Genomic DNA, 19891 nt, shown 5'->3' on the forward strand with positions numbered 1-19891 from the left:
GGTCAGAAACCGTCGAGGTCGCGGCGGCGCAGGTAGCGCTCGAACTCGCGGGCGATCGCGTCGCCGGACGCCTCGGGGAGCTCTGCGGTGTCGCGGTTCTCCTCCAGGGCGCGCACGTAGTCGCCGATCTCCTCGTCCTCCTCGGCGAGCTCGTCGACGCCGCGCTCCCAGGCGCGTGAGTCCTCGGGCAGCTCGCCCAGCGGGACGCTGACCTCGAGCACGTCCTCGAGCGAGCCGATCAGCGCGAGCACCGCCTTCGGGCACGGCGGCGCCGAGACGTAGTGGGGGATCGCCGCCCAGAACGACAGCGCCGGGATGTCGAGGCGTACGCACGCGTCCTGCAGCACCCCCACGATGCCGGTGGGGCCCTCGTAGTTGGACTGCTCGAGCTTCAGGCGCTCGGCGAGGTCGGGGTCCGACGCCGTGCCGGAGACCGGGATCGGGCGCGAGTGCGGGGTGTCGCTGAGCAGGGCGCCCAGGGTCACGACGAGCTCGACACCGAGCCGCTCGGCGGTCTCGAGGATCTCGGCGCAGAAGCCTCGCCAGCGCATGTTGGGCTCGATGCCGCGCACCAGCACCACGTCGCGCCAGGACCCCGGTGGGCGGACGACCGCCACCTGCGTCGAGGGCCACGTGAGGCGACGCTCGCCGTCGATCTCGGTGCCCACGACCGGGCGGTTGACCTGGAAGTCGTAGTAGTCCTCGGGATCGATCGCCGCGACGACCCGGGCGCCCCAGACGTCGATGAGGTGGTCGATGACACCGGTGGCGGACTCCGCGGCGTCGTTCCAGCCCTCGAACGCGGCGATGAGCACCGGATCGACCAGCGCACCCACGTCCTCGATCTCGATCACGTCCGCAGCCTAGTCGCGCGATCCGCCGATGCCGAGCACGCCGTACGCTGGTGCGTCGTGACCACTCTCAAGTCCTCAGCCGAGGCGGCCGCCCCCGAGTTCCCCGTCGAGCACCGTCCGGACGCCACCGACACCCTCTCCGCCATGCTGCGCGAGCGCGTCCTCGTCATCGACGGCGCCATGGGCACCGCGATCCAGCGCGACCGGCCCGACGAGGCCGGCTACCGCGGCGCCCGGTTCGCCGACCACCCCAGCGACGTCGAGGGCAACAACGACCTCCTGAGCCTCACCCAGCCGCAGATCATCACCGACATCCACCGGGAGTACCTCGAGGCCGGCGCCGACATCATCGAGACCAACACGTTCAACGCGAACGCGATCTCGATGATCGACTACGACATGGTCGACCTCGTCTACGAGCTCAACCACACCTCCGCCCGGCTGGCCCGCGCGGCCGCCGACGAGGTCACCGCCGCCGACCCCGACCGGCCCCGCTTCGTCGCGGGCGCGCTCGGCCCGACGAGCCGCACGGCCTCGATCAGCCCCGACGTCAACGACCCCGGCGCCCGCAACATCACCTGGGACGAGCTGGTGCACGCCTACCTCGAGGCCGCGCAGGGCCTGGTCGACGGCGGCGCGGACCTGCTGATCATCGAGACCATCTTCGACACCCTCAACGCCAAGGCCGCGATCTTCGCGGTCGAGACGCTCTTCGAGCAGACGGGGCGCCGCTGGCCGGTCATCATCTCCGGCACGATCACCGACGCCTCGGGACGTACGCTCTCGGGCCAGGTCACCGAGGCCTTCTGGAACTCCGTACGCCACGCCCGCCCGCTGCTCGTCGGTCTGAACTGCGCGCTCGGAGCGAAGGAGATGCGCCCGTACGTCGCGGAGATGAGCCGCGTCGCCGACACCTTCGTCTCGGCCTATCCCAACGCCGGTCTGCCGAACGCGTTCGGCGAGTACGACGAGGCCGCCGAGGAGACCGCGGCCATCGTCAAGGAGTTCGCCGAGTCCGGCTTGGTCAATCTCGTCGGCGGCTGCTGCGGCACCACGCCGGCACACATCGGCGCCATCGCCGGCGCGGTGGCGGGCCTCGCGCCCCGTACGGTCCCCGAGGTGTCGCCCGCGACCCGCGTCTCGGGTCTCGAGCCGGTCACCATCGACGACGACAGCCTCTTCGTCAACGTCGGTGAGCGCACCAACATCACGGGCTCGGCGCGCTTCAAGAAGCTGATCCGCGAGGCCGACTACGACACCGCGCTCGCTGTCGCCGCGCAGCAGGTCGAGAACGGCGCGCAGGTCATCGACGTCAACATGGACGAGGGCATGATCGACGGCGTCGCGGCGATGGACCGCTTCCTCAAGCTCATCGCCGCCGAGCCCGACATCAGCCGGGTGCCGGTGATGGTGGACTCCTCGAAGTTCGAGGTCATCGAGGCCGGGCTCAAGGTCACCCAGGGCAAGTGCATCGTCAACTCCATCAGCCTCAAGGAGGGCGAGGAGCCGTTCCGGGCCCACGCGCGCCTGTGCCGCAAGTACGGTGCCGCCGCCGTGGTGATGGCCTTCGACGAGGACGGCCAGGCCGACACCCTCGAGCGCCGCCGGGAGATCTGCGGGCGGGCGTACCGGATCCTGGTGGAGGAGGAGGGCTGGGACCCCACCGACATCATCTTCGACCCCAACGTCTTCGCCGTCGCGACCGGCATCGAGGAGCACGCGGCGTACGGCGTCGACTTCATCGAGGGCACGCGCTGGATCAAGCAGAACCTGCCGGGCGCGAAGGTCTCCGGCGGCATCTCGAACGTCTCGTTCTCCTTCCGCGGCAACAACGCCGTGCGCGAGGCGATCCACGCGGTGTTCCTGTTGCACGCCATCGAGGCAGGGCTCGACATGGGCATCGTGAACGCCGGTGCGCTGATCGTCTACGACGAGGTCGACACCGAGCTGCGCGAGGCCATCGAGGACGTCGTGCTCAACCGCACCGACGACCCGCAGCAGGCCACCGAGCGCCTGCTCGAGCTCGCCGAGGCCCACCGCGACTCCGGCGCGGGCCCCGCGGACAAGGCCGTCGACGAGTGGCGTGAGCTGCCGGTGTCCGAGCGCATCACACACGCGCTCGTCAAGGGCATCGACACCCACGTCGAGAGCGACACCGAGGAGCTGCGCACCGAGATCTCCGAGCGGGGCGGACGCCCCATCGAGGTCATCGAGGGACCGCTCATGGACGGGATGAACGTCGTCGGCGACCTGTTCGGCGCCGGCAAGATGTTCCTGCCGCAGGTCGTCAAGAGCGCCCGGGTGATGAAGAAGGCGGTCGCCTACCTGATCCCCTTCATCGAGGAGGAGAAGAAGAACGACCCCGCCCTGGCGAAGGCCAAGGACACCAACGGAACGATCGTCATGGCGACGGTCAAGGGCGACGTGCACGACATCGGCAAGAACATCGTCGGCGTCGTGCTGCAGTGCAACAACTACGAGGTCATCGATCTCGGCGTCATGGTGCCCGCGCAGAAGATCCTCGACGCCGCGCGGGAGCACTCCGCCGACATCATCGGGCTCTCGGGGCTCATCACCCCGAGCCTGGACGAGATGGTCGCGATGGCCACGGAGATGCAGCGCCAGCAGTTCGAGATCCCGCTGCTCGTCGGCGGAGCCACGACCTCGCGGGCACACACCGCGGTCAAGGTCGCCCCGGCGTACGAGGGTCCGGTCGTCTGGGTCAAGGACGCCTCCCGCTCGGTGCCCGTCGCGGCCCAGCTGCTCAGCCCGGAGCGCCGCGAGACGCTGCTGGCCGAGGTGCGTACGGACTTCGCGGACCTCCGCGAGCGCCACGCGACCAAGACCGAACGCCCCAGCGAGCCGCTGGAGACCGTGCGTGCCAACGCCACGCCGATCGACTGGGACGGCTACACCCCGCCGCGGCCGGCGGACCTGGTCGACGAGGCGCACCCCGAGTACGCGGGGGGCCGCATCCGCGCCGCCTCGGTGCCGGCGGGTGAGCTCGTCGACTACATCGACTGGCAGCCGTTCTTCAACGCCTGGGAGATGAAGGGACGCTTCCCCGACATACTCAACAACCCCTCCACACGGGAAGCGGCCACCCGGCTCTACGAGGACGCCCGCGAGATGCTCGCCCGCATCGTCGCCGAGGACTGGCTCGACGTGCGCGTGACGTGGGGCTTCTGGCCGGCCAACGCCGTCGGTGACGACGTGTGCGTGTACGCCGACGCCGAGCGCACGCAGGTGCGCACGACGCTGCACCACCTGCGTCAGCAGAGCAGCCACCGCGACGGTGTCCCGCACCGCAGCCTCAGTGACTACGTCGCACCGCAGGGCTCCGGGCTCGAGGACTGGATCGGTGGCTTCGCGGTCACCGCGGGCCACGGTGCTGCCGAGCGCGTGGCGGCGTACAAGGACGACGTCGACGACTACTCCGCGATCCTGCTGGAGTCGCTCGCCGACCGGCTCGCGGAGGCCGCCGCGGAGTGGCTGCACGAGCGCGTCCGCACCGAGCACTGGGGCTACGCCCCCGGCGAGGAGCTGACGAACGAGTCGCTGCTCAAGGAGCGGTACGACGGCATCCGTCCCGCGCCCGGGTACCCCGCCTGCCCCGACCACACCGAGAAGCTGACGCTGTGGGACCTCCTCGACGTGGAGGCGGGCACCGGCATCACCCTGACCGAGTCGATGGCCATGCAGCCGGGCGCGGCGGTCTCGGGCTGGTACTTCTCCCACCCCGCCAGCCAGTACTTCGTGGTCGGTCGCATCGGCAAGGACCAGGTCGTCGACTACGCCGAGCGCAAGGGCTGGAGCGTGGAGGAGGCCGAGCGCTGGCTCAGCCCCAACCTCGGCTACCTGCCGGAGTCCGCGACGTGACCGACCCCGGTCCCTGGCCGGCAGCGGTGCTCTGGGACATGGACGGCACCCTCGTCGACACCGAGCCGTACTGGATGAACGCCGAGTACGCGCTGGTGCACGAGCACGGCGGCACCTGGACCCACGAGGACGCGATGAGCTGCGTCGGCAACGACCTGCTCGTCACGGGGCAGACGCTCCGCGACCGCGGCGGGGTCCCGCTGCAGCCGCGCGAGATCGTCGAGCGACTCCTCGACGCGGTCGTCGCCCAGGTCGAGACCGAGGTGCCCTGGCGGCCGGGGGCCCGGGAGCTGCTGTCCGGACTCGCTGTGTCGGGCACTCCGTGCGCTCTGGTCACGATGTCGTGGGAGCGCCTGGCCCGACCGGTCGTCGGGGCGCTGCCCGAGGGCACCTTCGCCACCGTGGTGACCGGCGACCAGGTGCAGAGGGGCAAGCCGGACCCGGAGGCGTACGCCCTGGCCTGTGCCCGCCTCGGTGTGGCCCCCGAGGACGCGCTGGCGATCGAGGACTCACCCACGGGCGCCGCCTCGGCCGAGGCCGCGGGCTGCACCGTGCTCGTCGTGCCCTGCCACGTCGAGGTGCCCACGGGGGAGCGGCGGAGGTTCCGTGACTCCCTCGCGGGCCTGGACGTGGCGTCGTTGGCTGCCGTGCGCGCATGAGCACCTCCCGCGACCCCGGATCGTCGGTCACGGGCCTGCGGATCGCCCGCATCGGCGGGGTGCCCGTCCACGTCAGCGCCTCCTGGCTGGTCCTGGCCGCGGTCATCGCCGTGGCGCTGGCTCCGGTCGCCACGCGCTTCTCGCCCGGGGTCTCCGTGGTCGGGGCGTACGCCGTCGGCCTCCTCCTCGCCGTGCTCCTGGCAGCGTCGATCCTGCTCCACGAGCTGTCCCACGCCGTGGTCGCCAGACGGTTGGGGATGCCGGTGCACGGCATCACGCTGCACTTCCTCGGTGGTGTCACCCAGGTCGGTGAGGAGTCGCGTACGCCGGGCCGGGAGTTCGTGGTCGCCGTGGTCGGACCGATCACCTCGATCCTGGTCGGGCTCGCGGTGCTGGCCACGGAGCTCGTCGTCCGCCCCGACGGTCTCGCGCTGCTGGTGATGCGCGGCCTCGCCGGGGTGAATCTCTTCGTCGGGGTGTTCAACCTGCTGCCGGGCCTGCCCCTGGACGGTGGGCGCCTGCTGCGCGCCGTGGTCTGGAAGGTCACGGGCGACAACGACCGCGGTCTGCTGGTCGCGGGCCTCACGGGTCGGGTCGTCGCCGTGCTCGCTCTCGCGCTGCCGCTCCTCCTGCTGGTCCAGGGCACGCTGACGGTGCTCGACCTCGTGGTCGGCGTGGTCATCGCAGCCTTCCTGTGGCAGGGCGCCAGCGCGGCGGTGTCCGTGGCGCGGTGGCGGGCGCGGATGCCGGCCCTGCGCGCCGGGGACCTCGCACGGCCCTGTGAGAGCGTCCCGGCCGACCTCTCGCTCGCCGAGGCGCTCGCCCGGGCGCGACAGTCCTCGGTCGGCGGCATGGTCACCACCCGTGGCGGCGGGATCCACGGCGTCGTGAGCGAGGAGGCCGTGGCGGCGACCGAGCCCGCCGTACGCCACGCCCTCACCGCGGGGGACGTCGCGCGCACCCTCGAGGACGGCCTCGTGCTCGGCGCCGACCTCGCCGGGATGGACCTCCTCGGGGCGCTCCAGGCCACACCCGCCACCGAGTACGTCGTCCTCGCCGACGGCGCGCTGCACGGCGTGCTGGTCACCGCCGACGTCGAGCGGGTGCTCCGCCGGTCGGCCCCCTGAGGGTCTGACGAGGCGACCGCGCCTCGTACGCTCGCCCGGTGACCGACCAGCCTGACCGTCCCGCACCGCTCGCCGGTGTCCGCTCCGGACCCCTCGTCGAGGGGGAGTGGGTGCGCCTCGTCGACGCGAAGGGCCGCAAGCACAACCTGCGGCTCGAGGCCGGCAAGGGCTTCTTCACCAACAAGGGCGCCATCAGCCACGACGACCTGATCGGCCGCGAGGAGGGCTTCACCCTCAGCTCCACGCACGGCGGCGACTACCTGGTCTTCCGCCCGTTGCTGAGTGAGTTCGTGGTGTCGATGCCGCGCGGCGCCGCGGTGATCTACCCGAAGGACTCCGCGCAGATCGTCGCCGCCGTCGACATCTTCCCCGGCTGCACCGTGGTCGAGGCCGGGGCGGGATCCGGAGCCCTGACGTGCTCGCTGCTGCGTGCGGCCGGCGAACGCGGCACGGTCTCCAGCTTCGAGCGCCGCGAGGAGTTCGCCGCGGTGGCCGAGAAGAACGTCACCCAGTTCTTCGGCGGGCGCCCGGAGTCCTGGCGGCTCACGGTCGGCGACCTGGTCGAGGACCTGCCGCGTACGCACGACGCCCACAGCGTCGACCGCGTCATCCTCGACATGCTCGCCCCGTGGGAGTGCGTCGACGTCGCCGCCGACGCGCTGCGGGGCGGCGGCATCCTCTGCGCGTACGTCGCCACGACCACCCAGCTGAGCAAGTTCGTGGAGACGGTGCGGGTGCACGGGGAGTTCACCGAGCCGCACTCCTGGGAGTCGCTGGTGCGCGACTGGCACGTCGAGGGCCTGGCGGTGCGTCCGGACCACAAGATGAACGGCCACACGGCCTTCCTCGTCACCGCGCGCCGGATGGCGCCAGGCGAGAAGGCCCCGCGCAAGAAGCGGCGACCGGCACCCGGGGCGTACGGGCCCGACTACGCCGGCCCCCGGCCGCCCGGGGTGCCGGAGGAGCCCGCCGAGGACTGAGCGGCGCTCCGCGGCGAGGAGCGCGGGTCCCGCCGAACTGCCGGGCACCTGGGTAGGGTCGAGCAAAGACGTCCTCGGATGAGGGAGAGCTCGATGTACGACGCGAACGACCGGCCCGGAGAGCGCACGCGCGAGGAGCTCGAGCTGCAGCTGCGCTACCTCCGCGAGGAGGTCGAGAGCCTGCGGCACCGCGTACGCACCGCCCCGGCGGAGTCGCGCTCGCTCGAGCAGCGGCTCGGCGAGACCCAGCGCAACCTGGCGGCGGTCTCCTCGCAGAACGAGCGCCTGGCGACCACGCTGCGCGAGGCCCGTGACCAGATCACGACGCTGAAGGAGGAGGTCGACCGGCTCGCCCAGCCGCCCGCCGGCTTCGGCACCTTCCTGCAGCGCAACGACGACGACACGATCGACGTGTTCACCGGCGGGCGCAAGCTGCGGGTCAACGTCAGCCCGAGCGTCGAGCTCGACGATCTCCGCCGCGGCCAGGAGGTCATGCTCAACGAGGCGCTCAATGTCGTGGAGGCGTTGCAGTTCGAGCGCGTGGGCGAGGTCGTCATGCTCAAGGAGCTGATGAGCGACGGAGAGCGTGCGCTCGTCGTCGCCAACGCCGACGAGGAGCGTGTCGTGCAGCTGGCCGAGCCGCTGCAGCAGATGACGCTCCGGGCCGGCGACAGCCTGCTTCTCGACACCAAGGCCGGCTACGTCTACGAGAAGGTGCCGAAGTCCGAGGTCGAGGAGCTCGTCCTCGAAGAGGTCCCCGACATCGCGTACGAGGCCATCGGCGGTCTCGGCGGGCAGATCGAGCAGATCCGCGACGCGGTCGAGCTGCCGTACCTGCACCCCGACCTGTTCACCGAGCACCAGCTCAGCCCGCCGAAGGGCGTCCTGCTCTACGGGCCTCCCGGCTGCGGCAAGACCCTCATCGCGAAGGCCGTCGCCAACAGCCTCGCCAAGAAGGTCGCGGCCAGGACCGGGCAGGAGGGCAAGAGCTACTTCCTCAACATCAAGGGCCCCGAGCTCCTGAACAAGTACGTCGGCGAGACCGAGCGCCACATCCGTCTGGTGTTCCAGCGGGCGCGCGAGAAGGCGTCGATGGGCACGCCGGTCATCGTGTTCTTCGACGAGATGGACTCGCTGTTCCGCACGCGCGGCTCGGGGGTCTCCTCCGACGTGGAGAACACGATCGTCCCCCAGCTGCTCAGCGAGATCGACGGCGTGGAGCTGCTGGAGAACGTGCTGGTGATCGGCGCCTCCAACCGCGAGGACATGATCGACCCCGCGATCCTGCGTCCGGGTCGCCTGGACGTGAAGATCAAGATCGAGCGTCCGGACGCCGAGTCGGCCCGCGACATCTTCAGCAAGTACCTGGTGGCCGACCTGCCGCTGCACCCCGACGACCTCGCCGAGTTCGGCGGCGACCGGGCGGCGACCGTCGACGGCATGATCCGGGCGACGGTCGAGCGGATGTACAACGAGACCGAGGAGAACCGCTTCCTCGAGGTCACCTACGCCAACGGCGACAAGGAGGTCCTGTACTTCAAGGACTTCAACTCCGGCGCGATGATCCAGAACATCGTCGACCGCGCGAAGAAGATGGCGATCAAGGACTTCCTGGAGTCCGACATGGACCCCGCTCAGAAGGGTCTGCGCGTCGGTCACCTGCTGCAGGCGTGCGTGGACGAGTTCAAGGAGAACGAGGACCTCCCGAACACGACCAACCCTGATGACTGGGCGCGCATCTCCGGCAAGAAGGGTGAGCGCATCGTCTTCATCCGCACGCTGATCTCGGGCAAGCAGGGATCGGAGCCGGGCCGTTCGATCGACACCGCCAGCAACACGGGGCAGTACCTCTGAGGCCCACCCTCAGGGGTCTGACCTGCGGTTTCGTGCGGCAGCCGGACCCAGACCGGTCTGGCCGGGAGCGTAAGTGTCTCTCGCAGGGGTAGGTAGCGATCACGACAGACCGTCGCCATCCCCGACACGGAGGTAATCGTGCTCTACACGATCCTGATCGTCCTGGCCATCATCGCGCTCGCACTCTTCATCTGGCGTCGGGTCTGAGCACTCGACCCTCGACCCTCGAGAGCCGTCCACCCCCGGGGTGGGCGGTTCTCGTACGCTCCGGGACATGACCGTGCGACGCGTGATGGGCACCGAGATCGAGTTCGGCATCTCGGTGCAGGGCCAGCCACGGGCCAACCCGATGCTCGCCAGCACCCAGCTCGTCAACGCGTACGCCGGCGTCACCCCGCGGGCCCGACGCTCGCGGTGGGACTACGAGGAGGAGTCGCCGCTGCGGGACGCGCGCGGCTTCGAGGTCGGTCGCGAGGAGGCCGACCCGAGCCAGCTCACCGACGAGGACCTCGGCCTGGCCAACATCGTGCTGACCAACGGGGCGCGGCTCTACGTCGACCACGCGCACCCGGAGTACTCCACGCCGGAGTGCACCAACCCCCGCGACGTCGTGCTGTGGGACAAGGCGGGGGAGACGGTCATCGTCGAGGCGGCGCGGCTGGCCGCGCAGGTGCCGGGCTCGGACCCGATCACGTTGTACAAGAACAACACCGACAACAAGGGTGCCTCCTACGGCGCCCACGAGAACTACCTGATGAAGCGGTCCACGTCGTTCGCCGCGATCGTGCGCCACCTGACCCCGTTCTTCGTGTCGCGCCAGGTCGTCACCGGTGCCGGACGGGTGGGGCTGATGCAGGACGGACGCGTGCACGCCTTCCAGCTGTCCCAGCGTGCGGACTTCTTCGAGGTCGAGGTCGGCCTCGAGACCACGCTCAAGCGCCCCATCATCAACACGCGCGACGAGCCGCACGCCGACCCCGAGACGTGGCGGCGCCTGCACGTCATCGTCGGTGACGCGAACCTGTCCGAGATCTCGACCTACCTCAAGGTCGGCACCACGGCCCTGGTCCTCGACATGATCGAGGCGGGTGCGATCGACCGGGACCTGCGGCTCGCCGACCCGGTGGCCGCGCTGAGGGCGATCTCCCACGACCCGTCGTTGAACCTGACCGTCGAGCTCCGTGACGGGCGCAGGCTCACCGCGTTGCAGATCCAGCGCGAGTACCTCGAGATGGCCCGGAAGCACGTCGCGGCCACACAGCCCGACGGTGCCGACGAGCAGACCGAGGACGTGCTCGCGCGGTGGGAGTCCGTGCTGGACCGCCTCGAGACCGATCCGATGCTGCTGGCCGAGGAGCTGGACTGGGTCGCGAAGCTGAAGCTGCTGAACTCCTACCGCTCGCGCGACGGCCTGGACTGGGACGACCCGAAGCTGCACCTCATCGACCTGCAGTACGCCGACCTGCGACCCGAGAAGGGCCTCTACCACCGCCTCGTACGCCTCGGTCGCATGCAGCGGCTGCTCGGCGAGGAGGAGGTCGCGGCAGCGGTGCACGCGCCGCCGCGCGACACCCGGGCGTACTTCCGGGGCCGGGTGATGGAGAAGTACGGCGAGCAGGTCGCGGCCGCGTCCTGGGACTCGGTCGTGCTCGACCTGCCCGGGCGCGAGACCCTGCAGCGGATCCCGACCACCGACCCGCTGCGTGGCACCGCCGAGACCGTGGGCGACCTCATCGACGCCAGCGACACGGCCACCGACCTGTTCCGGGGGCTGACGCGTCGCTGACCGCCTCCTGACTAGGTTGGGTCTGGGCAGCCGGGCCCCGCACCGCAGAGGAGCAGCAGATGGCGCAGGAGCGCAAGCAGTCGCGCAAGTCCACCGAGTCCGAGGACACCGAGGTCGACACCACCTCGGCCGAGGAGTCCGTGGCCGAGCGCAAGGAGCAGCTCGACGAGGACATCGACGCGATCCTCGGCGAGATCGACGACGTGCTGGAGACCAACGCAGAGGACTTCGTGAAGTCCTTCGTGCAGAAGGGTGGCCAGTGACCTCCCACGACACCGGCCGCACCCAAGGGGCGTTCCACGGCGGCCTGCCGCCGGCCTACCGCGCCACCGGTTCCGCCTCCTTCACCGAGTTCCTCGACGCCCAGCAGCCTGACCTGCTGCCGGGCCGCCGTCGGCTGCCCGAGGGCGCGAGCGGTGCCGACCTCGCCCCCCACGGCACCACGATCGTCGCCGCGACGTTCCCCGGTGGCGTGGTGATGGCCGGCGACCGTCGCGCCACCATGGGCAACATCATCGCCCAGCGCGACATCGAGAAGGTCTTCCCGACCGACGAGTACTCCGCCGTCGGCATCGCCGGCACGGCCGGCATCGCCGTGGAGATGGTGCGGCTCTTCCAGACCGAGCTCGAGCACTACGAGAAGATCGAGGGCACCACGCTCTCCCTCGACGGCAAGGCCAACCGCCTCTCGGCCCTCATCCGCGGCAACCTGGGCCTGGCGATGCAGGGGTTGGCTGTCGTGCCGCTCTTCGCGGGCTACGACCTCGTGGCGGACCTTGGCCGCATCTTCTCCTACGACGTCACCGGCGGCCGCTACGAGGAGACCGCGTTCCACGCGGTCGGCTCGGGTTCGCTCTTCGCCCGCGGGGCCCTGAAGAAGCTCTACCGTGAGGACCTCGACGCCACCGGCTGCGCCACCGTGGTGCTGCAGGCGCTCTACGACGCGGCCGACGACGACTCCGCCACGGGCGGACCCGACATGTCGCGGCGCATCTTCCCGATCGTGCACGTGCTGACCGCCGACGGTCAGACCCGCATGAGCGACGACGCCGTCGCAGCGCTCGTCGACGACATCGTCGCCGCCCGACACGTACGCCCCGACGGACCGCACGCCCCGCTGACCTGATCCGTCTTCTCCCAGAACTGCCGAGGACCCCTGATGAGCTCGCCGTACTACGTCTCACCCGAGCAGCAGATGAAGGACCGTGCGGACTACGCGCGCAAGGGCATCGCCCGCGGCCGGTCGGTCGTGGTGCTGCAGTACGCCGAGGGCGTCCTCTTCGTCTCCGAGAACCCCTCGCAGGCGCTGCACAAGATCTCCGAGATCTACGACCGCATCGCCTTCGCCGCGGTCGGCCGCTACAACGAGTTCGAGAACCTGCGGATCGCCGGGGTCCGGCACGCCGACATGCGGGGATACGCGTACGACCGTCGTGACGTCACCGGCCGCGGACTCGCCAACGCGTACGCGCAGACCCTGGGTGCGATCTTCTCCTCCGGGGGCGAGAAGCCGTACGAGGTGGAGCTGTTCGTCGCCGAGCTCGGCGAGTCCGCCGAGCTCGACCAGATCTACCGCCTCACCTACGACGGACAGGTCGCCGACCAGCACGGGTACGCCGCCATGGGTGGTGCCGCGGACGACGTGGCGGCCTACCTCTCCGAGCACTTCAGCGACGGGATGGCGCTGACCGACGCGTTGCGACTGGCCGTCACGGCCCTGGGCCACGGCAGCGAGGGGGAGGCCCGCGACATCCCGGCCCCCGACCTCGAGGCCGCGGCGCTGGACCGCACCCGCACCCTGACGCGCAAGTTCGTGCGTCTCTCGCCCGCCCGACTCGAGGAGCTGCTCGGGCAGACCGCGTCGTCGTGACCGGTCGTGAGTGGCGGCAGGTCGGGCAGGACCGGCTGGCGTACGAAGGCTTCCACCGCATCTGGCAGCGCACGTACGAGCTGCCCGACGGCACGCTCGCTCAGTGGGACATGCAGGGTGTGCCCCCGACGGTCTCGGTGCTCGCCCTGACGCCGGACCGCGAGGAGGCCGTGCTGGTGCGTCAGTTCCGCACAGGTCCGGGTCGGCTGGTGGTCAGCCTGCCCGGCGGGTTGGTCGACGCCGGCGAGGAGGTCGCCACCGCGGCGGCCCGCGAGCTCCGCGAGGAGACGGGCTTCGCCTGCTCGCACGTGGAGGTCGTCGGGGCCACCCAGGCGCCGAACGCCGTCAACCCGCGGTGGTCCGCGATCGCGTACGGGTGCGTGCCCGACGGTGAGCAGCGCCTCGACGAGCTGGAGGACATCGAGGTCCTCACCTGGCCGGTGACCCGGTTGCGCGAGGAGCTGCGTACGGGCTCGCTGGGGACGACCGAGCAGACCTACCTCGCCCTGGACCATCTCGGCCTGCTCTGACCTGTCTCCTGCGTCATCGGGGAGCGTGGGACACAGCATGTGTGTCCCACGCTCCCCGTTGTGTGTCCGCGTTCCTCGCTGGTAGCGCGTCTAGGGTGGGGAGATGGACCGCCGCATCTTCGGGATCGAGAACGAGTACGGCGTGACCTGCACCTTCCGTGGTCAGCGGCGCCTGAGTCCCGACGAGGTCGCGCGCTACCTCTTCCGCAAGGTCGTGTCGTGGGGCCGCAGCTCCAACGTGTTCCTCGGCAACGGGTCGCGCCTCTACCTCGACGTCGGCTCGCACCCCGAGTACGCGACGCCGGAGTGCGACGACATCGGCGAGCTCGTGGCCCACGACAAGGCCGGCGAGCGCATCCTGGAGGGCCTGGTGGCCGACGCCGAGAAGCGTCTGGCCGACGAGGGCGTCAACGGTGACGTCTACCTGTTCAAGAACAACACCGACTCCGCCGGCAACTCCTACGGCTGCCACGAGAACTACCTCGTCAGCCGCGAGGGGGAGTTCTCCCGACTGGCCGACGTGCTCATCCCGTTCCTCGTGACCCGGCAGATCATCTGCGGCGCCGGCAAGGTCGTGCAGACCCCGCGCGGGGCGACGTACGCGGTGTCTCAGCGCGCCGAGCACATCTGGGAGGGGGTGTCCTCGGCGACCACGCGCTCGCGCCCGATCATCAACACCCGCGACGAACCGCACGCCGACGCCGAGCGCTACCGCCGCCTCCACGTCATCGTCGGCGACTCCAACATGTCGGAGACCACCACGATGCTCAAGGTCGCGACCTGCGACCTGGTGCTGCGGATGATCGAGGAGGGCGTCGTGATGCGCGACCTCACCCTGGAGAACCCGATCCGGGCCATCCGGGAGATCGCCTCGGACATGACCGGCCGTCGCACCGTGCGGCTCGCCAACGGACGCGAGGCGAGCGCCCTGGACCTGCAGCGCGAGTACCACGCCAAGGCCGCCGCCTTCGCCGACCGCCGTGGCCTCGAGGACCCGGTCGTACGCCGCGCCCTGGAGCTGTGGGACCGCACCCTCACCGCCCTGGAGACCGACGACCTCGGCCTCGTCGAGCGCGAGATCGACTGGGTGATCAAGTGGCGGCTGATCGACCGCTACCGCCACCAGCACGACCTGCAGCTGTCGAACCCCCGCATCGCGCAGCTCGACCTCGCCTACCACGACATCAACCGGCGACGCGGGTTGTACTACCTGCTCGAGAAGCGCGGCGCCGTCGCACGCACCGCGACCGACCTGCAGATCTTCCGGGCCAAGACGGTGCCCCCGCAGACCACGCGCGCCCGGCTGCGTGGCGACTTCATCAAGCGCGCCCAGGAGCGCCGCCGCGACTTCACCGTCGACTGGGTGCACCTGAAGCTCAACGACCAGGCTCAGCGCACCGTGCTGTGCAAGGACCCCTTCCGTGCCACCGACGAACGGGTCGCACGACTCGTGGAGAGCATGTGAGGCGGAGTCCCACGCCTGGGCGCCTGAGCGTCGTCCTCAGCCTCGGCCAGTAGTCTCGAACCGCCCTGCCCCCGTCACCGAGGATCACCGTGCGCCGAAGCCCCCGTCGTCCCGCCCTGGCCAGCGTCGCCGTCGCCGCCGCGCTCACGGCCACGCTCGCCGCCTGTGGCGGTGGCGCGGAGAACGAGACCCCCGACGCCTCCGGGACGCCCTCGGCCTCGACGTCCGCCGACGACGGCGGAGGCACCAGCGGTGTCTCCGGCGAGTTCCCCCTCGAGGTGTCCGGCGATCTCGGCAGCGAGCCCGAGGTCGAGTTCGACTCCCCGCTGGACCTCGACGAGACCGTCTCCGAGATCGTCATCGAGGGCGAGGGCGAGCCCGTCGCCGACGGCACCCCGGTGCTCCTGGACCTGTGGCTGGCCAACGCCGAGACCGGCGAGACCATCGGGTCCTCGCACGAGAGCGGCACCCCGGTCGCCACGACACTGTCCGCCGACGCGGTCTTCCCCGCGGCCTACGAGGCCCTCTCGGGTCAGCCGGCCGGCACTCGCGTCGCGATCGTCGCGCAGCCCGAGGACGGGTACGGCCCGGAAGGCCAGCCCCAGCTGAACCTCGAGGCGGGCCAGGACCTCGTCGTCGTGGTCGACCTGCTCTCCGCCGCGCCCACCGAGTACCCCCGCCTCCCGCAGGGCGAGCGTCAGGACGTGCCGGACCTCCTGCCGAGCATCGAGACCGAGAACGGCGCCGTGACCGGCCTCGACTTCTCCGACGCCGCCGCCGAGCCGCCGCGCGGGCTCCAGCTGTATTACCTGATCCGTGGTGACGGCCCCGAGATCGAGGCGCCGAGCTTCGCCGCCTTCAACTACTTCGGACAGGTCTGGGGTGCCGACGAGCCGTTCGACCAGTCCTTCGACGCCGATCCGCTCGTGCAGCCGATCGGCCTCGGCCAGTTCATCCAGGGCTGGGACCAGGGCCTGGTGGGCGTGCCGGCAGGCAGTCGTGTCGCGCTGGTGGTGCCACCGGCCCAGGGCTACGGCGAGCAAGGTCAGCCGAGCGCCGGCATCGGGGGCGACGACACGATGCTCTTCATCATCGATGTGCTCGCTGTCTCCTGACGGCAGGAAGCGCTGGGCACGGTGACCACGACGAAGAGCGAGCGTCTGCTCAACCTCCTCATCGCGATGCTGGTGCAGCGCCACTTCGTCTCCAAGGAGACGATCCGGCAGGTCGTGCCGCAGTACCACGGTGACACCGACGAAGCGTTCGAGCGCAAGTTCGAGCGCGACAAGGACGAGCTGCGCAGCCTCGGTGTGCCGATCGAGGTCGGCTTCATGGACTCCTACTTCGAGGACGAGCAGGGTTACCGCATCCGGCCCGAGGCGTACGCGCTGCCCGAGGTCACCCTCGACGGCGACGAGGCGGCCGTCGTCGGACTCGCGGCGCGGGTGTGGCAGAACGCCGGACTGGCCTCGGCCACCTCCGACGCCCTGATGAAGCTGCGTGCGGCCGGCGCGGACGTCGACCCTTCGGGGCTCGACGTCGTCTCACCGCGCGTCGCGGCGCCGGAGCCCGCGTTCGACCCGGTGTGGGAGGCCCTCGGCTCGCGCACCCGCATCGCCTTCGACTACCGGCGCGGCGACAGCAGCACGCCCGAGACACGGCACGTGGAGCCGTGGGGGGTCGTGAGCGTGCGCAGCCGGTCCTACCTGGTGGGCTTCGACCGTGACCGCGACGACCACCGTGTCTTCCGCCTCTCCCGCGTCGTCGGGCCGGTGCGCCCCGAGGGCGGCCCAGGCGCGTACGACGTGCCGGCGGACACCGACGTCCGCGGTCTCGCGGCGAAGGTCGTCCGCGACACCGACCGGTTCACCGCCCGCCTGCGCGTCCGTCCGGGTCGCGGTCACGGTCTCCGTCGACGGGCGGTCTCCACGACGTCCGGCGGCGACGGCGATCGTCGCTGGGACGAGGTCGCGGTCGAGCTGACCGACCTCGATGCTGCCGCGGACGAGGTGCTGTCCTACGGCTCCGACGTCGTCGTCGACGCACCCGACGCGCTCCGCGAACGCGTGGTGGGGAGGCTCCGGGTGCTGACCGTCACCGGGGCGGGGGAGACCCGGTGAGCGGCTCGGCCAGCGGGTCCGCCGGCCAGCTGCGACGCCTCCTGACGCTGGTGCCGTGGGTGCAGGCCGAGCGGGAGCTGCCGCTGGCCCTGGCGGCGGAACGGCTGGGCACGACCCCGAAGCAGCTCATCAAGGACCTCAAGGTGCTGTGGATGTGTGGCCTGCCCGGGCTGTTCGGCGGCGACCTCATCGAGGTCGACATCCCCGCGGCGGAGGAGGCCGGCGTGCTGCGCGTCAGCAACGCCGACTACCTCGCCCGACCGCTCCGCCTCGGCGCGACCGAGGCCGCGGCGCTGGTGGTGGCGCTGCGTACGCTCCGTGACGCCGTGACCCCGGAGGTGCGCGAGCTCGTGGACCGCACGCTGGTCAAGCTCGAGGCCGTCGCCGAGGACGGCAGCGACCTCGCCGACCGTGTGGAGGTGACCGTGGGCGAGGAGGGCACCGACCCCCGCACCCGGGCCGTACGCGTCGCGCTCGAGGACGCCCTGGCCCGGTCGCGACGGGTGCGCTTGTCCTACTGGACGCCCAGCCGCGACGAGACGACCGAGCGCGACGTCGACCCGTTGGAGATCCTCACCGGCGAGGGAGCCGAGGGCCGGGACTACCTCGACGGCTGGTGCCACCTCGCGGAGGGCCGTCGTACGTTCCGGCTCGACCGGATCGTCGAGGTCCACGTGCTCGACGTGGCGGCCGACCCGCCACGACTCGCGCCGTTGGACGTCTCCGAGGGCATCTTCCAGGGCTCGCCCGACGCGGCTCTCGCGACGCTCCGGCTGGGGCGGGAGGCCCGCTGGGTCGCGGAGTACTACCCCGTCGTCGACGCCGAGGAGGTCGCCGGGGGTGGCCTGCGGGTGACGCTGCAGGCCTCGGACCCGCAGTGGCTCGTACGCCTCGCGCTGCGCCTGGCACCCCACGCGGAGATCGAGAGCCCGGCCGCACTCGCCGACGCCGTCGGAGCCGAGGCGCGGCGTGCCCTGGCGGCGTACACCTGAGGGACATCCCGCGGAACCCACGCGGACACCGCGTGGTCGTCGCCCGTTCGCGACTGGCGACGTACGATGACCGGGACGGCTGGTCGTCGTCGACCGCAGTCGCGAACGGGAGAGAACAATGAACCTCGGTGCTCAAGAGCTCATCATCATCGCGATCATCCTCGTGCTGCTCTTCGGCGCGAAGAAGCTGCCCGAGCTCGCCCGGGGCTCCGGTCGAGCCCTGCGCATCTTCAAGGCCGAGACCAAGGGCCTGCACGACGACGATGACGACCGGGACGACTACGACGACGCCGAGCAGGCCGATCGCACGCGTGCGATCCGTCAGCAGCCCGACACCCGCCGTGACGACGTCCTCGACGCCGAGTCCGACCTCGAGAGCCGGCCCGAGAGCCGCAGCACCGAGCGCTGAGAGTCGGCTGAGGCCCCGTGTCCCTCAAGGGGTTCCTGCGACTCTTCAGCACCCGTCCCCACTCCGGCACCGCCGCCGGTCCCGGCGGCCAGATGGCACTCGGTGACCACCTGCGCGAGCTGCGCGCCCGTCTGCTGCGCAGCATCGTGGTCGTCGTCGCCGGGTTCATCGTCTCGCTGTTCTTCTACGACCAGCTGTACGCCCTGCTCCTCGGCCCCTACAACGACGCCCGCGTGGCGCTGGGCGAGGACGTCGTCACCGAGCCGGTGCTCAGCGGCATCGGCGGCCCGCTGCTGCTGCAGCTGAAGCTCTGCGGAGTCGCCGCGCTGATCGCGACGGCGCCGTGGTGGACGGCGGAGATCTGGGGCTTCATCGTGCCGGGCCTGCACGACCAGGAGCGCAAGTGGACGCGCGTGGTCGTCGCCGTCGCCGGGCCGCTGTTCATCCTCGGGGTGCTCACCGGCTACTACGTGCTGCCGACCGGCATCCGGGTGCTCATCGGCTTCACGCCCGAGGGCTTGACCAACCTGGTCGAGTTCGGTGAGTACTTCGGCTTCATCTCCAAGATGCTGCTCGTCTTCGGGATCGCCTTCGAGATCCCGCTCTTCGTCATCATGCTCAACCTCGCCGGCGTGGTCTCCGGCAAGACGCTGGGCCGCCACCGCCCCTGGATCATCCTCGGCACCTTCATCTTCGCCGCCGTGGCGACCCCGTCGACCGACCCGTTCTCGATGCTGATGCTGGCGATCCCGATGACGTTGCTGTTCTTCGTCTCCGAGGTCGTCGCGCGGGTCGTGGATCGTCGCCGTCAGCGCGACGATCCGTTCGCCGAGCTCGCCGACGACGAGATGTCACCGCTGTGAGCGCACCCGCGCCGCTGGTCGAGCCGGCCGAGTCGGACCCGTTCGACCTGCCCGAGTGGCTCGCCCAGGGTGCCGTGGTGTGGGCGGCGGAGGACTCCTCGCGGGGGGTGGCACGTGCCGTCGGTGCGCTGCGACCGCTGGACCTCGCCGAGGCCACGCGGCGTACGGACCCGGCCGACACGCTGCTGGCCTGCGACCTGCTCGCCGTCGACGTGGCGCACCCGCGCGCTCTGGTGAGCGAGCGGTGGCGAGCCCGCGCCCACGCGGACTGGGCCCGCGGCGAGGTGCTGCTGCTCGACGGAGGCGCCGGAGACCGGGAACGGCTCGTGCTCGCGTGCCCCGCGTACGCGTTCGACGCCGACCTGGTGCTCGAGGCGCTGGGGAGACTGGCGCGCGCGGTGGGCGTGCGCCAGGACACCTTCCGCGCGCTGCTGCGTCCCTGAGCCTGATCTGAGCCCCTGCGGGCTAGTGTCGCAGTCGCACCCGGACCCGACCTCCACCGC

Annotated in this window: 18 protein-coding genes; 17 read left to right on the forward strand and 1 reads right to left on the reverse strand. The window is 70.9% G+C overall.

All coding sequences use genetic code 11. The features are described from left to right. Positions 1-2: 2 nt before the first annotated feature. Positions 3-854, reverse strand: coding sequence for a PAC2 family protein (locus tag KLP28_16095; GenBank protein ID QWC85030.1), 852 nt, complete (start codon positions 852-854; stop codon positions 3-5). Between the two features lie 144 nt (positions 855-998). On the opposite strand from KLP28_16095, the gene metH reads away from it, so the two are divergent. The 17 genes from metH to KLP28_16180 all read left to right on the forward strand — a co-directional run bounded on the left by metH (position 999) and on the right by KLP28_16180 (position 19831). Further along, a complete protein-coding gene (metH, locus tag KLP28_16100; GenBank protein ID QWC87043.1) occupies positions 999-4733 on the forward strand; it encodes a methionine synthase in 3735 nt (1244 codons plus the stop codon). A gap of 38 nt (positions 4734-4771) precedes the next feature. After that, positions 4772-5392, forward strand: a complete 621-nt coding sequence (locus tag KLP28_16105) for an HAD family phosphatase (GenBank protein QWC87044.1) — start codon at positions 4772-4774, stop codon at positions 5390-5392. Next, positions 5389-6519 (forward strand): M50 family metallopeptidase, encoded by a 1131-nt coding sequence (locus KLP28_16110; GenBank protein ID QWC85031.1) that lies wholly within the window; start codon positions 5389-5391, stop codon positions 6517-6519. Before KLP28_16105 ends, KLP28_16110 begins: the two co-directional genes overlap by 4 nt. Positions 6520-6557: 38 nt before the next feature. Next, positions 6558-7499: a tRNA (adenine-N1)-methyltransferase gene (locus KLP28_16115; GenBank protein QWC85032.1), complete on the forward strand. Its 942-nt coding sequence runs from the start codon at positions 6558-6560 to the stop codon at positions 7497-7499. A 93-nt stretch (positions 7500-7592) separates the two neighbouring features. Further along, on the forward strand, positions 7593-9353 hold the full coding sequence (gene arc, locus KLP28_16120; GenBank protein ID QWC87045.1) for a proteasome ATPase: 1761 nt from the start codon (positions 7593-7595) through the stop codon (positions 9351-9353). A gap of 280 nt (positions 9354-9633) precedes the next feature. Continuing rightward, positions 9634-11139 carry a proteasome accessory factor PafA2 gene (locus KLP28_16125; protein ID QWC87046.1) on the forward strand — a complete coding sequence of 502 codons (1506 nt, stop codon included), beginning with the start codon at positions 9634-9636 and terminating at the stop codon, positions 11137-11139. A gap of 59 nt (positions 11140-11198) precedes the next feature. Beyond that, positions 11199-11402 (forward strand): ubiquitin-like protein Pup, encoded by a 204-nt coding sequence (locus tag KLP28_16130; GenBank protein ID QWC85033.1) that lies wholly within the window; start codon positions 11199-11201, stop codon positions 11400-11402. A gap of 44 nt (positions 11403-11446) precedes the next feature. Continuing rightward, positions 11447-12265: a proteasome subunit beta gene (prcB, locus tag KLP28_16135; protein ID QWC87047.1), complete on the forward strand. Its 819-nt coding sequence runs from the start codon at positions 11447-11449 to the stop codon at positions 12263-12265. 33 nt (positions 12266-12298) lie between these two features. After that, complete coding sequence (gene prcA, locus KLP28_16140) at positions 12299-13009, forward strand: proteasome subunit alpha (protein QWC85034.1); 711 nt, start codon at positions 12299-12301, stop codon at positions 13007-13009. After that, entirely contained in the window at positions 13006-13539 is a 534-nt protein-coding gene (locus tag KLP28_16145) for an NUDIX hydrolase (GenBank protein ID QWC85035.1), read from the forward strand. The genes prcA and KLP28_16145 overlap by 4 nt, the downstream gene beginning before the upstream one ends. 103 nt (positions 13540-13642) lie before the next feature. Next, a complete protein-coding gene (gene pafA / locus KLP28_16150; GenBank protein ID QWC85036.1) occupies positions 13643-15004 on the forward strand; it encodes a Pup--protein ligase in 1362 nt (453 codons plus the stop codon). Positions 15005-15093: 89 nt separating this feature from the next. Further along, a complete protein-coding gene (locus tag KLP28_16155) occupies positions 15094-16119 on the forward strand; it encodes an FKBP-type peptidyl-prolyl cis-trans isomerase (GenBank protein QWC85037.1) in 1026 nt (341 codons plus the stop codon). A 21-nt stretch (positions 16120-16140) separates the two neighbouring features. Continuing rightward, positions 16141-17124 carry a WYL domain-containing protein gene (locus KLP28_16160; GenBank protein QWC85038.1) on the forward strand — a complete coding sequence of 328 codons (984 nt, stop codon included), beginning with the start codon at positions 16141-16143 and terminating at the stop codon, positions 17122-17124. Then, entirely contained in the window at positions 17121-18116 is a 996-nt protein-coding gene (locus tag KLP28_16165) for a WYL domain-containing protein (GenBank protein ID QWC85039.1), read from the forward strand. Before KLP28_16160 ends, KLP28_16165 begins: the two co-directional genes overlap by 4 nt. Positions 18117-18234: 118 nt before the next feature. After that, complete coding sequence (tatA, locus tag KLP28_16170) at positions 18235-18525, forward strand: Sec-independent protein translocase subunit TatA (protein ID QWC85040.1); 291 nt, start codon at positions 18235-18237, stop codon at positions 18523-18525. A 92-nt stretch (positions 18526-18617) separates the two neighbouring features. Further along, positions 18618-19388: a twin-arginine translocase subunit TatC gene (gene tatC / locus KLP28_16175; GenBank protein QWC87048.1), complete on the forward strand. Its 771-nt coding sequence runs from the start codon at positions 18618-18620 to the stop codon at positions 19386-19388. Continuing rightward, a complete protein-coding gene (locus KLP28_16180) occupies positions 19385-19831 on the forward strand; it encodes a hypothetical protein (protein ID QWC85041.1) in 447 nt (148 codons plus the stop codon). Before tatC ends, KLP28_16180 begins: the two co-directional genes overlap by 4 nt. The last annotated feature ends 60 nt before the right edge of the window (positions 19832-19891 follow it).

It is taken from the genome of Nocardioidaceae bacterium (assembly GCA_018672315.1).
GTDB lineage: Bacteria > Actinomycetota > Actinomycetes > Propionibacteriales > Nocardioidaceae > TYQ2.